At 66.8% G+C, this 13,018-nt stretch carries 9 protein-coding genes and 1 riboswitch; of the genes, 8 read left to right on the forward strand and 1 reads right to left on the reverse strand.

What is annotated here, in order from left to right; genetic code table 11:
• Positions 1-87 precede the first annotated feature (87 nt).
• From AAFN46_RS00565 to AAFN46_RS00595, 7 genes are all read left to right on the forward strand, one after another.
• Positions 88-1,836 carry a ThiF family adenylyltransferase gene (locus tag AAFN46_RS00565; protein WP_347806738.1) on the forward strand — a complete coding sequence of 583 codons (1,749 nt, stop codon included), beginning with the start codon at positions 88-90 and terminating at the stop codon, positions 1,834-1,836.
• Positions 1,837-1,838: 2 nt separating this feature from the next.
• Complete coding sequence (locus AAFN46_RS00570; protein WP_347806739.1) at positions 1,839-3,047, forward strand: acyl-CoA dehydrogenase family protein; 1,209 nt, start codon at positions 1,839-1,841, stop codon at positions 3,045-3,047.
• A complete protein-coding gene (locus AAFN46_RS00575; protein ID WP_347806740.1) occupies positions 3,044-5,566 on the forward strand; it encodes an MMPL family transporter in 2,523 nt (840 codons plus the stop codon). Before AAFN46_RS00570 ends, AAFN46_RS00575 begins: the two co-directional genes overlap by 4 nt.
• Positions 5,559-6,446, forward strand: a complete 888-nt coding sequence (locus AAFN46_RS00580; RefSeq protein ID WP_347806741.1) for a hypothetical protein — start codon at positions 5,559-5,561, stop codon at positions 6,444-6,446. Before AAFN46_RS00575 ends, AAFN46_RS00580 begins: the two co-directional genes overlap by 8 nt.
• Before the next feature lie 11 nt (positions 6,447-6,457).
• On the forward strand, positions 6,458-7,240 hold the full coding sequence (locus tag AAFN46_RS00585; RefSeq protein ID WP_347806742.1) for an outer membrane lipoprotein-sorting protein: 783 nt from the start codon (positions 6,458-6,460) through the stop codon (positions 7,238-7,240).
• On the forward strand, positions 7,240-8,442 hold the full coding sequence (locus AAFN46_RS00590; protein ID WP_347806743.1) for a DUF1302 family protein: 1,203 nt from the start codon (positions 7,240-7,242) through the stop codon (positions 8,440-8,442). Before AAFN46_RS00585 ends, AAFN46_RS00590 begins: the two co-directional genes overlap by 1 nt.
• 68 nt (positions 8,443-8,510) lie before the next feature.
• Entirely contained in the window at positions 8,511-9,260 is a 750-nt protein-coding gene (locus AAFN46_RS00595) for a DUF3298 domain-containing protein (protein WP_347806744.1), read from the forward strand.
• 53 nt (positions 9,261-9,313) lie between these two features.
• Here the strand turns inward: AAFN46_RS00595 and thiC are convergent, their stop codons facing one another.
• The gene (thiC, locus tag AAFN46_RS00600; protein ID WP_347806745.1) at positions 9,314-11,200 is read right to left on the reverse strand and encodes a phosphomethylpyrimidine synthase ThiC; all 1,887 of its coding nucleotides are present in this window, start codon (positions 11,198-11,200) and stop codon (positions 9,314-9,316) included.
• Between the two features lie 81 nt (positions 11,201-11,281).
• A riboswitch (TPP riboswitch) is annotated at positions 11,282-11,388 on the reverse strand.
• A 179-nt stretch (positions 11,389-11,567) separates the two neighbouring features.
• Here thiC and AAFN46_RS00605 point away from each other — a divergent pair.
• Positions 11,568-13,013: a TolC family outer membrane protein gene (locus AAFN46_RS00605; RefSeq protein ID WP_347806746.1), complete on the forward strand. Its 1,446-nt coding sequence runs from the start codon at positions 11,568-11,570 to the stop codon at positions 13,011-13,013.
• Positions 13,014-13,018 lie beyond the last annotated feature (5 nt).

Below are 13,018 nucleotides of genomic sequence, written 5' to 3' on the forward strand. Positions count from 1 at the left end.
TTAATGACAGCGAGGGGGTATTGGTCCTTGTTGTGCCATTAAAGCGCTGAATAGGATGCCCGCCTCCCTAGTCAGCAGGACGCAACCATGACCCTCTCCCAACCTATCCTCGATCGCGACCAGTTTTACCGCGAGCTCACCCTGCGCAATGCCGGCTTCATCGACGACGACGACCAATGTGCTTTGCGCGAGGCGGTGATTCTCATTGCCGGCTGCGGCTCCACCGGCGGCAGCGTGATCGAGCTGCTGGTGCGCAGCGGCGCCGAGCATCTGATTCTCGCCGACAACGGCAGCTATGAACTGAATAACGCCAACCGGCAGAACATGGTGGCCAGCGATGTTGGTCGCGCCAAGGTCGAGGTGTTCGCCGAGCGGCTGCGCAACATCAACCCCTATGTCAAGCTGGAGCTGCACGGTCGCGGCGTCACTGCGGACAACGTCGAGGCCATGGTCGCCCAGGCCGATATGGTGGTGGATGCCATCGACGTCACCGGCCGCTCCGGGCTGGAGATGAAGTACCTGCTGCATCGTGTCTGCCAGCGTCAGTACAAGCCGGTGGTGTGCGGCTACGACATGGCCGCAGCGCAGTACATCCCGGTGTTCGATTATCGCAATCCGGATCTGGCCGTGCTGGGCGGCCAGCTGAGTGCCGAGCAGGTGGCCACGCTCGAGCCGATGCAGGCCTGCGCCCTGCTGATACCGCTGGAGTGCGTGCCGCTGGAGATGTATGGCGAGCTCGATCGCCACCTGGCCGGCAAGGACTACACCTCGCAGCTGGGCATCGCCGCCCACCTGTTCGGCACCCTGGCCACCGCCCTGGTGATCGACCTGGTCAACGGTCGGCCGGTGCGCGACAACATCTATGTCGATGTCTGGGAGTTGATCCGTCAGCGTGACGCCAGCGCCGAGCGCGAGCACCAGAACCTGCTGCGCCAGGGGCGCGAGGCCCTGGCGCAGTGGCGCCAGCAACCGCCGGGACGCCCCGATGCCTTCTTTCTCGAGCGCTCGGTGGCGCACTACCAGGCGCCGCGGCTGCCAGGCCTGAGCGCCTACGAGCAGTTCTGCATCGACCGGCGCGCCGGCATCGCCAGCTATGCCATCCCCAACTACCAGCTGGACAACGGCCTGACCCGTCAGCTGTTGCGCTTCGCCTTCGTCCACTATGCCAAGGTTGGCTTCATCAACCCGCAGGTGGCGGCGCTGCGCCAGCTGCACGCCGAGCCGCTGGAAAACCTGGCGCAGGAGGACGTGCACATAGTGCTGGTGCGCGAGAGCGACCAGCAGCTGCTGGCCTACTCCACCCTCAAGGCGCCGATCGCCCGTGGCCTGCGTTTCGATGATCAGTCGCGGCCGGCCTTCGGCGTCGAGAACGCTTTCGGCCGCGAGCTGTACGCCGAGATCGCCGAGCTGCAGGCGCTGCCGGTGGAGCAGGTGCGCGAGATCGGTCGGGTGACCAAGGCCCAGCTCGGCGATCCGGTGCTGGAGGCCAAGGCCGGCATGCTGCTGCTCAGTGCCTACGGCAAGTTGCTGTGCGCGGCCGACAGCGGTGTGGCCGCCATGGTCGGTGATGGCGAACGCCAGGTGACCCTGCGCAACCTCAGCTTCTTCGGTTTCGGCCCGCAGATCATGCCGGCGCGCAGCGCCTGTATCGAGCCCCAGCACCTGTATGCCAACCGCTATCAGGGCCGCGAGGTGTACCCCTTCTGGCTGCGCCTGGACGCCGTGGATCATGCCCGGGTGGCGCAGATCGAGGCCCTGATCGAACTCGAGGGCGACGAATTCCTTTCCCGGCTGCGCGACGCCAAGCAGCAGAACACTCTGCACATAGGAGCATGAACATGAAAAGCATCTGGAACCAAGAGCAGCAGGCCATCCGCGAACATTACCTGCGGGTCGGCCGCGAGCTGGTGCGTCCGACCTCGGCCCTGCGCGACCGCGAGCTGGGCTTCGATCGCGAGCTGTGGCTGGCCCTGGGCAGCAGTGGTCTGTTTGGCGTGCACATGCCCAAGCAGTACGGTGGGCAGGGGCTCGGCGTGTGGGAGTTCTCCGCCGCCCTGGAAGGTTTCTCCGAGGGCTGCCAGGACATGGGCGTGCTGGTCTCCTTCGTCGCCCAGGTGGCCCTGGTGCAGGCGGCGCTGCTCAGCTACGGCAGCGCTGAGCAGCTGCAGCGTTGGCTGCCGCCGCTGATCAGCGGCGAGAAGATCGGCTGCTTCGCCATCACCGAGCAGGGCTGCGGCTCCGACGTGCGCTCGCTGAAGCTGGCCGCCCGTCGCGACGGTAGCGGCTACCGCCTCAACGGGATGAAGTGGAACATCACCAATGCGCCGGTGGCGGACATCTGCATGACCTTCGCCCGCCTCGAGGACGGCGAAACCATCTCCTGCTTCATCACCGAGACCGCCAAGCCAGGCCTGGTGCAGTCCGCGCCCTTCGAGCTGATGGGCAACCGCGGCACGCCGATCGGCAGCCTGAGCTTCGACGAGGTGGCGCTGGATGCCGACAGCCTGGTCGGCAGCGAGGGGCAGGGGCTGCGCGTGCTGTATTTCGGCTTCCTGGTCGAGCGCATCTTCACCGGCGTCTCCATCGTCGGTTGCATGCAGCCGGTGATCGACGAGTGCCTGCAGTACAGCCTCAAGCGCGAGGCCTTCGGTCGGCCGATCAGCGACAACCAGTATGTCCAGGGCCACATCGTCCAGGCCTACACCCAGCTGGAGCTGCTGCGCAGCGTGGTCAGCCGCGGCCTGACCGAGCTGGAAAGCGGACGCGACTGCTCGACCCTGGCCTCGATCATCAAGGTGCTGGCCAGCGAGGCGATGCATGAGGCCTGCCTGAATGCCATGCGTATCCACGGCAACTACGGCTACCGCCGCGACCATCACTACGAGCGCCTGCTGCGCGACTCCATCGGCCTGTTCTTCGCCGGCGGCACCAGCGAGATCCACAAGACGGTGATCTGGGCCAACCTGGTGGCCGAGGCGCAGCAGCGCAGCAAGGACAAGGACGATCTGCGCCTGGACGCCTACACCGGCGAAGGAGCCGCCGCATGAAGACCCGCGCCGACGCGCTGCTTTCCTGGATGCTGCATCGGCCCTGGCCGATGCTCGCCCTGCTGTTGCTGATCACCGCCCTGGCGGTGGTCGCGATGGGCCGCCTGGAGATCAACAGCACCCCCTACATGATCGACAAGAGCCACCCCAGCCGGGTCGCCGATGCCGACACCAAGCGCCTGTTCTCCAATACCGGCGAGCAGGCCTTCGTCGCCCTGGAGAGCCCTCAGGGCAATGTCTTCAACCCCCAGAGCCTGGCCCTGGTCGCCGAGCTGACGCGGGCCTTCCAGGCCATCGAGCTGGTGCAGCCGGGCGACAGCGACAAGCTGCGGGCCCTGGGCGCGGATCCGCGCCTGCAGGAGCAGGTGGCGGCCATTCTCGACGGCGGCCTGACGCCGGCCGACCAGCCGCTGCTGGCCACGCTCAAGCAGCGCCTGGGCGAGCTCGGCGAGCTCAGCCACACCCAGGAAACCTGGCTCGACAGCCTGCAGACCCGTCTGGTTCCGATCCGCAAGGTGCGCAGCCTGGTGACCATCGAGAACCTGCTGACCGTCGACGAGGCGCTCGACGTGCATCCGCTGATGCCGCGCGCGCCCGCCGATCAGGCCGGGATCGACGCGTTGCGCGCCGAGGTCATGGCCAATCCGCTGTTCCTCGACAGCCTGGTCGCGCGCGACGGTAGCGCCACCTCCATCCAGGTCGAGTTCAACATCGCCCAGGATGATTCGCCGGCCATGCTGCAGGCCTACCAGGCCATCGTCGCCATCACCGACAAGGTCCAGAGCGACGACCGCATCTACCTCAGTGGCCCGCCGATGATCGCCGCGCAGACCGCGGCGAACATGGAACAGGACAACCAGAGGCTGCTGCCGGCCGTGCTGCTGGTGATAGTGCTGGTGCTACTGGTCAGCTTCGGTCGCCTGCAGGGGGTGCTGGCGCCGCTGCTGATCGCGGTGTTCAGCCTGCTCTGGACGCTCGGTCTGATGGCCGCCTGCGGCGTCAAGCAGAACATCATCAGCTCGATCATGCCGGTGTTCATCATCTCCATCGCGGTGTGCGACGCCATCCACTTCCTCGCCGACTACTATCGCGCCCTGCCGGCCAATCCGGATCGTCAGGCGCGCATCGATACGGCGCTGGCCGTGCTGCGGCAGCTGTTCTGGCCGATGTTCGTGACCTCCATAACCACGCTGGTCGGCTTCTTTGCCCTGGCCTGGACCGATGTCACCTTCATTCGCGAGTTCGGCGTGTTCACCGGCTTCGGCATCTTCTTCGCCTGGCTGATCAGCGTCGTCTTCCTGCCGACCATCGTCATCCTGTGGAAGGCCGAGCCGCCGCGCCGCGGCCTGCTGGTCAGCGCGCGTCTGGATCGCCTGGTAAGCGGCCTCGGCGGTTTCGCCCGTTACGGCAAGCGCCTGGCCCTGGGCATGCTGGCGGCCATCCTGCTGTGCAGCTGGTATGTGCTGGAGCACCTCGGCGTGGACAATCAGGTGATCGGCTACTTCGAGCAGGACAGCCGCATTCGTCAGGACGACGCGGCGATCAACGCCAAATTTGGCGGCACCACGCCGATCAGCCTGACGCTGGAGAGCGACAGGGTCGACGCCTTCAAGGATCCGGCGGTGATCGCGGCGGTGGCCAAGCTGCAGGATCACCTGCGCCAGCAGCAGCTGGTCGGCTTCACCTATTCGGCCGCCGACTTCATCAAGCGTCTGCACCAGGTCACCCAGGATGAGTTCGCGGCGGCGCAGTACCGCCTGCCGGACGACATCAGTGCCTCCTTGCTGGCGCAGTATTACCTGCTCTACGAGAACGCCAACGGTCGCGATCTGTTCGACGTGGTCGACCGCCGCTTCCAGAACGGCCGGGTGCTGGCCACCCTGCACAGCGACCGCTCCTCCGAGGTCGCCGCGGTGATGCGCGATGCCCTGGCCTACGCCAGCGAGGTGCTGCCGGCCGGCATGCGTGTGCGCGTGTCCGGTTATGGCGAGGTGCTGGTGGCCACCACCGATGCGGTGGTCTGGGGGCAGGTCAGCAGCATTCTGTCGTCGCTGGTGCTGATCGCCCTGATGGTCATGGTCATGTTCCGCTCGATCCGCCTGGGGCTGGTCGCCCTGCTGCCGCTGCTGTTCACCCTGATCGGCATCGGCACGCTGATGGCGCTGAGCGGCACCGACCTGGATATCGGCACTTCGATCATCGCGGCCATCTCCGTGGGCATCGGCATCGACTACGCGATTCATGTGATTGCCGCCATGCGCCGCAGCCATGGCGGCATCGAGCAGCTCACCATGAATGCCTTGCAGCACTGCGGCAAGCCGATCCTGATCAACACCCTGGCCCTGGGCCTGGGGTTCCTGGTGCTGTGCCTGTCGGGCTACCAGTCGCTGGTCAACCTGGGCATCTTCATCTCCCTGACCATGCTGCTCGCCGCGCTGTTCGCCCTGCTGGTGCTGCCGGTGTTCGTGAGAAGCCGCCAGGTCGCGCCGGCCGCGCAACTGGAGCCGGCCAATGCGTAAACAACTGCTCTGGCTGCTCTGCGTCGCCCTGCCGGCCAGCGCCCAGGACTGGCTGGCGCTGACCCTGTACCCGGGTGGCGGGCTGTATCAGGCCGAGCACCTGCAGCGGCTGGTCGGCGCCACCGAGAACCTGTGGCAGGTCAAGGACGCCGAGGGGCACACGCCGATCCGGGCGCTGGACAGCCTGGCCAGCACCAACGCCATCGCCGCCCAGGGCGACGAGGTGCGCTTTCGCCGCCTGATCGAGACCCGCGAGCTGACGCCCGCGGGTCTGCAGACCCTGGAAGCCCTGGTCGAGCGGCATCCGCTGCTCGGCCCGCGCCTGGTCAGTGGCGAGCGCGACGGCACGCATTTCTGGCTGCGCCTGGCGCGTCCCTATGCCGAGGCCGACAAGGCCGAGCTGCTGCTGCACTACGCCAAGCGCCTGGCCGCCGACTACGGCCCTGGCTGCCGGGTGGCCAGTGGCGACAAGGGCGCCCTGCAGGGCTATCACCTGCAGGAGTGGACGCTGCAGGCCACCGGCCAGGTGCCGCCGCACACGGCCACTCTGCAGGCCCTGCAGCAGGCCACCGGTGGTCTGCGCGAGCGCAGTCAGCAGGCCTATTCGGCCGCCGACATCCTGGTCTACCTGCGCCAGGTGCTCAATGGCGAATCCGGCCTGCCGGCCAGCGACGGCGAGGTGGCGCAGTTCTATCTGGTCGCCGAGAGCCTGCGCAGTCGCGATCTGCAGGATCTGGCGCGGCCCGATTTCCAGCGCCTCAAGCTGGTCGCCCTGGGCCGCGAGCGCGCGGCATCGCCAACCCTTCCGGGCTACCAACTCGAGGCCAAGGCCCAGTGGTCGTCCACCCCGAACAGCTACCTGACAGTCGACTGTCGTTGAGGAGTTTCATCATGCGTATTCCCCTGCTTGCCATCGGCCTGCTGCTGAGCCTGCCGACCCTCGCCGAGGCCATCGATCCGATTTCCATCATGCGCGCCGTGCGCGACCGCGACGAAGGCCAGGACCGCCGCTCCGAGGTGTCCCTGGTGCAGACCATGGCCGACGGTTTCGTCCGCGAGCGCAAGTTGCTGATGCTGGAGAAGGAGTATGGCGAGGAGCGCAAGTCCACCCTGTACTTCACCGCGCCCAGCGACACCGCCGGCACCGGCATCCTGATGCACAGCTACGCCGAGGAGCAGGCCCGCGAGGACGACCAGTGGCTGTACCTGCCGGCGCTGCGCAAGACCCGGCGCATCGCCACCAATTCCAAGGAGGGCCCCTTCCTCGGCACCGACTTCTCCTTCGCCGACATCGAGCGCATGCGCGTCGACGACTACCAGTACCAGCTGCTGCGCGAGGAGGAGTACAAGGGCCGCCCGGTTTTCGTGATCGAGGCGCGCACCGCCGATGGCCTGGAGAACCCGCGCACCGGCTACAGCCAGCGCCTGGTCTATGTCGACCGCGAGCGTAACCTGATCCTGCGCGACGAGTTCTTCCGTGGCGGGCGCCAGATCAAGACCTTCGAGGTGCTGGAGGTGGCCGAGGTCGAGGGCTTCTGGACGGTCAAGGAGTCGTTGATGAGCAACCTGGTCGAGGGCGGCCAGACCCGCCTGCTGCGCACCGCCGCCGACTACAACCTGGACCTGGGCGACCAGAACTTCAGCGAGCGCGCCCTGCGCAACGGGATTCGCTGATGCGCGCCCCGTTCGCCTGTCTGCTGTGCCTGGCCAGCCTGCCGCTGGCCGCCGCGAGCCTGAGCAGTCGCGGCCACCTGGAAGACAGCTACCACCACGACACCAGCGGCGCCAGCAGCTCCGGGCACCGCGTCGAGGCGCTGCTGGAGAGCCGCATCGGCCAGGGCAACTGGACCCTGGACAGCGTGCTGCTCGGCCGTTACCGCAGCCAGTACGACGATGCCGGCGGCAAGCTGGAGGATCGTATGGAGTCCGATCAGGAGCTGCGCGAGCTGTACCTGACCTGGGCCGGCGACGACTGGCAGTGGCGTATCGGCCAGCAGCAGATCGCCTGGGGGCGCGGCGACTACTTCCGCCTGGTCGACGTGCTCAACCCGTTGGACCTGCGCGAGTTCCTGCTGCCCTATATCGACGACTACTCCCTCGGCCGGCAGACCCGGCCGATGGCGGTGGTGGAGATCTATGGCGACAGTCTGGAGCAGCAGTTCGTCGTCGCGCCCAAGGCCAAGACCACGCGCTACGCCCCGGCCGGCGCCGACTTCGCCGTGGCCGGCCGCCCCGAGGGGCTGGACGAGGACGACGAGCACGAGCGGCCTGACATCGGCTGGCGCGGCAAGACCTTCGTCGACGGCACCGACCTGGACTTCTACCTGTTCGACGGCCTCAGCCCCGACCCGCTCTACGTGCTGAAGGAGGGGCGGATGGTCGAGCAGCAGCGCCGGCGCAGCCTGGTCGGCGCCTCCTTCGCCCGCCCGGCCGGCGACTGGGTGGTGCGCGGCGATCTGGTGCACCTGTTCAACGAGCCGCTGCAGACCCCGGAGGGCGCCGACAACGTGCCCAAGTCGGCGGCGCTGCTCGGCCTCGACCTGACCCGCAACGAATGGACGGTCAACCTGCAGGCCACGGTCAGCCACCGCCACGGCGCGCCGGACAGCCTGGCCCGCGAGACCGGCTGGGAGGCCTCGGCGGCGGTGCTCAAGGACTGGTCCAAGCAGCGTCTCAACGCGGGTATTCTGTGGATGTACAACCGCGATGTGCAGAGCAGTCATCTGCTCAAGGCCAACCTCGGCTATCGGCCCTGGAATCAGTGGTATCTGGAGGCCGGCTACATCGCCTTCAACGGCGGCCAGACCACCCAGTACGGCCAGTTCGACAATCGTGATCGCGTCTACCTGCAGGTGCGCCGCGACTTCAGCCTCTGACCTGGGCCTTGGATGTGCGCGCGAGGGCGGCGACAATGGCCGCCGCCCATCGCTGCCGAGGAACCTCCATGCGTCCCATCGCCGTCGCCGGCCTGCTGTCCCTGTCGCTGTTGCTCGGCGGCTGTCAGGCGCTGCTGCTCGCCGCCAGGCCCGACTCTGGCCTGGCCACCAGTCGCCAGGCCTGGGAACAGCGCGCGCCGGGTTGTCAGGGCAAGGACTGCGCGTTGGTCAATATCGACCTGCAGCGTTTCGACGACCTGCCCGAGCTGAATGCGCGCATCGAGCAGGAGCTGCTCAAGCTGACCGTCGAGCTGCCGGGCGATCCGCCGGCGCCCTCGCTGCAGGTCTACGAGGAGGCGTTTCTGGCCAATGCCCGGCCGGGCTGGATGAGTTACCTGCAGGCCAAGGTGCTGGAGCAGCACGACCGCCTGGTGGTGATCGAGCTGTCCAGCTACCGCTTCACCGGCGGTGCCCACGGCATCCCCGGGCGCGCCTACCTCAACTACGACCGCGAGAAGGGCCGCCTGCTGAGCCTGGACGAGCTGCTGCTGCCGGGCGGTCAGGCGGCCTTCTGGCAGCAGGCCGAACAGGCTCACCTGGCCTGGCTCGAGGCTAATGGCCTGAGCGAGGACCAGCAATACCGCGCCATCTGGCCCTTCGTGCGCACCGCCAACGTGGCCCTGCTGCGCCGTGGGGTGATGCTCAAGTACGAGGTGGCGCGCATCGCGCCCTACGCCAGCGGCCATCCGGAACTGTGGATTCCCTACGCGCGGCTGGGCGGCATTATCAAGCCCCTGTACTTCCCCGGACGCGGCTGAGCGCCCATGAAAAAGCCGGGGCATGCCCCGGCTTCTGCGTTGCCGCTCTGCGATCAGACCTGCTTGTAGATCACCGAGCCTTCGTCCTTGAAGCGTTCGGCCTGCTCCTTGAAGCCGGCCTCGACCGCCAGGCTTTCGTCGGACAGGCCGTTCTCCTTGGCGTAGTCGCGCACTTCCTGGGTGATCTTCATGGAGCAGAACTTCGGCCCGCACATGGAGCAGAAGTGCGCCACCTTGGCCGACTCCTTGGGCAGGGTCTCGTCGTGGAAGGCGCGCGCGGTGTCCGGGTCCAGGCCCAGGTTGAACTGGTCTTCCCAGCGGAACTCGAAACGCGCCTTGCTCAGGGCGTTGTCGCGGATCTGCGCGCCCGGATGACCCTTGGCCAGGTCGGCGGCGTGCGCGGCGATCTTGTAGGTGATGATGCCGGTCTTCACGTCATCCTTGTTCGGCAGGCCCAGGTGCTCCTTGGGCGTGACGTAGCAGAGCATGGCACAGCCGAACCAGCCGATCATGGCGGCGCCGATGCCGCTGGTGATGTGGTCGTAGCCGGGGGCGATGTCGGTGGTCAGCGGGCCGAGGGTGTAGAACGGCGCCTCGTCGCAGCATTCCAACTGCTTGTCCATGTTCTCCTTGATCAGCTGCATCGGCACGTGGCCGGGGCCCTCGATCATGGTCTGCACATCGTGCTTCCAGGCAATCTTGGTCAGCTCGCCGAGGGTCTCCAGCTCGCCGAACTGTGCGGCGTCGTTGGCGTCGGCGATGGAGCCGGGGCGCAGGCCGTCGCCCAGCGAGAAGCTGACGTCGTAGGCCTTCATGATTTCGCAGATTTCCTCGAAGTGGGTGTAGAGGAAATTCTCCTGGTGATGCGCCAGGCACCACTTGGCCATGATCGAGCCGCCGCGCGAGACAATGCCGGTCACTCGTTTCGCCGTGAGCGGCACATAGCGCAGCAACACGCCGGCGTGGATGGTGAAGTAGTCCACGCCCTGTTCGGCCTGCTCGATCAGGGTGTCGCGGAACAGCTCCCAGGTCAGGTCCTCGGCGATGCCGCCGACCTTCTCCAGGGCCTGGTAGACCGGCACCGTGCCGATCGGCACCGGCGAGTTGCGGATGATCCACTCGCGGGTCTCGTGGATGTGCTTGCCGGTGGACAGGTCCATCACCGTGTCCGAACCCCAGCGGATACCCCAGGTCAGCTTGGCCACTTCTTCTTCGATCGAGGAGCCGAGGGCCGAGTTGCCGATATTGCCGTTGATCTTCACCAGGAAGTTGCGGCCGATGATCATCGGCTCCAGCTCCACGTGGTTGATATTGGCCGGAATGATCGCTCTGCCGCGGGCGATCTCGCTGCGCACGAACTCGGGGGTGATTTCCTTGGGAATATTGGCGCCGAAGCTGTGGCCGGCGTGCTGCTCTTTCAGCAGTCCCGCTTCACGCGCTTCCGTAAGCTTCATGTTCTCGCGGATGGCGACGTATTCCATCTCGGGGGTGATGATGCCCTGCTTGGCGTAGTGCATCTGGCTGACGTTCTTGCCGGCCTTGGCCCGGCGCGGGTTGCGCACATGGGCGAAGCGCATGGCCGCCAGCTCGGCGTCGTTCAGGCGGCGCTGGCCGAACTCGGAGCTCAGGCCCGACAGCCTCTCGGTGTCGCCGCGGTCCTCGATCCAGGCGCTGCGCACGTCGGCCAGGCCCTTGCGCACGTCGATCTGTACGTTCGGATCGGTGTAGGGGCCGGAGGTGTCGTAGACGGTGACCGGCGCGTTGATCTCGCCGCCGAAGGCGGTGGGCGTCACGTCCAGGCTGATCTCGCGCATCGGCACGCGGATGTCCGGGCGCGAGCCCTGCACATAGACTTTCTGCGAACGGGGAAAGGGCTGGATCGACTGCTGGTCGACCTGGGCGCTCTCGCTGAGGTTTTTCTGTTGTTGTTTGACGCTCATCGGCTCGGCTCCTGGTGGGATGTCGGAGCGAACCTGGGGGCGCAAGGCGCACCGGGGGCGGTGCGAGAGGGATCGCCGGTCTGGCGAGCACATCTTGTTCCCTACGCAGGCCTTAACCTGATCAGGTTCAACGGGATCCGGAACTGTCCGATCTCAGCCCACGAATCTGGGCACCCCGACAAGAACGGATGGCAGTCTAATGCAAAGCGGGCGAGGAACACCAATACGCCGGTCGGAAAGCTCGGATTGTTGCAATGCGGCAACAAAGCTTGTCGCAAACTGCCTGTCGTATCTGCCTGCGGCGCCTTGACCGCTGTCGGCCACCCCCTTAGCCTTGCCCGATTCCACCCCGAATCTAGGACTGATCATGCTACGCAGACTCTCTCTGGCGCTCGCGGTAGCTGCTGCCACCACCGGAATGGCTTGGGCCGAAGACGCCCCGCTGGCAAGCAAGACCGATCTGGTCACCGTTTATAACGAGGCGGTGAAGAATAATGCCGACCTGGCCGCCGCCCGCGCCGGTTACGAGGCCGCCCGCGAAGTGGTGCCGCAGGCCCGCGCCGGCCTGCTGCCGAATATCTCCGCCGGGGCCGACAGCCAGAACACCGACACCAATGTCGATCGCCGCAGCGTCGGCGATCTGGACGCCTCGCGCAGTGGCCTGTCCTATCGCGCCAGCCTGAGCCAGCCGCTGTTCCGTGCCGACCGCTGGTACCAGTACCGCGCCGCCAAGGCCGTCGACCAGCAGGCCGCCCTGCAGCTGTCGGCCACCGAGCAGAACCTGATCCTGCAGAGCGCCGAGACCTACTTCGCCGTGCTGCGCGCCCAGGACACCCTGGCCTCGACCAAGGCCGAGGAGGCGGCGTTCAAGCGCCAGCTGGACCAGGCCAACGAGCGCTTCGACGTGGGCCTGTCGGACAAGACCGACGTGCTCGAGGCCCAGGCCGGTTACGACACCGCGCGGGCCAACCGCATCCTCGCCCAGCGCGCCGTGGAAGACGCCTTCCAGGCCCTGGTGACCCTGACCAATCGCGAGTACGGCGCCATCGAGGGCATCCAGCACACCCTGCCGGTGCTGGCGCCGGTGCCGAACGATGCCAAGGCCTGGGTCGACACCGCCGCCCAGCAGAACCTCAATCTGCAGGCCGCCGCCTATGCCGTCGACGCCGCCGAGGAGACCCTGCGCCAGCGCAAGGCCGGCCATGCGCCGACCCTGGATGCCGTGGCCCAGTACCAGAAGGGCGACAACGACTCGCTGGGCTTCACCAACAGCGACCTGGGCTCGCCCTACGATGGCGATGCCGAGCAGACCACCATCGGCCTGCAGCTGAACATTCCGATCTACAGCGGCGGCCTGACCAGTTCGCAGGTGCGCGAGGCCTACCAGCAGCTGAACCAGACCGAGCAGCAGCGTGAGAGCCTGCGCCGCAAGGTGGTGGAGAGCACCCGCAACCTGCACCGCGCGGTGAACACCGACGTGGAGACCGTGCAGGCGCGCAAGCAGTCGATCATCTCCAACCAGAGCGCCCTGGAGGCCACCGAGATCGGCTACCAGGTCGGTACCCGCAACATCGTCGACGTGCTCGATGCCCAGCGTCAGCTGTACGGCTCGGTGCGCAACTACAACGATGCACGTTACGACTACATCCTCAACAACCTGCGCCTGAAGCAGGCCGCCGGCACCCTGGCGCCGTCGGACCTGGAGGCGCTGACCGCCTTCCTCAAGCCGGACTACGATCCGGACAAGGACTTCCTGCCGCCGGATCTGGCCAAGGCCGCGGAAGCCCAGCTCCAGGGCAACCCGGCCTACTGAGCCAG

It is taken from the genome of Pseudomonas sp. CAU 1711 (genome assembly GCF_039888625.1).
Taxonomy (GTDB): Bacteria; Pseudomonadota; Gammaproteobacteria; order Pseudomonadales; family Pseudomonadaceae; genus Aquipseudomonas.

Coding starts and splice junctions, on each gene's coding strand:
- AAFN46_RS00565 (WP_347806738.1), top strand. CDS start 88: ATGACCCTCTCCCAACCTATCCTCGATCGCGACCAGTTTTACCGCGAG.
- thiC (WP_347806745.1), bottom strand. CDS start 11,200: ATGAGCGTCAAACAACAACAGAAAAACCTCAGCGAGAGCGCCCAGGTC.
- AAFN46_RS00585 (WP_347806742.1), top strand. CDS start 6,458: ATGCGTATTCCCCTGCTTGCCATCGGCCTGCTGCTGAGCCTGCCGACC.
- AAFN46_RS00575 (WP_347806740.1), top strand. CDS start 3,044: ATGAAGACCCGCGCCGACGCGCTGCTTTCCTGGATGCTGCATCGGCCC.
- AAFN46_RS00595 (WP_347806744.1), top strand. CDS start 8,511: ATGCGTCCCATCGCCGTCGCCGGCCTGCTGTCCCTGTCGCTGTTGCTC.
- AAFN46_RS00570 (WP_347806739.1), top strand. CDS start 1,839: ATGAAAAGCATCTGGAACCAAGAGCAGCAGGCCATCCGCGAACATTAC.
- AAFN46_RS00605 (WP_347806746.1), top strand. CDS start 11,568: ATGCTACGCAGACTCTCTCTGGCGCTCGCGGTAGCTGCTGCCACCACC.
- AAFN46_RS00580 (WP_347806741.1), top strand. CDS start 5,559: ATGCGTAAACAACTGCTCTGGCTGCTCTGCGTCGCCCTGCCGGCCAGC.
- AAFN46_RS00590 (WP_347806743.1), top strand. CDS start 7,240: ATGCGCGCCCCGTTCGCCTGTCTGCTGTGCCTGGCCAGCCTGCCGCTG.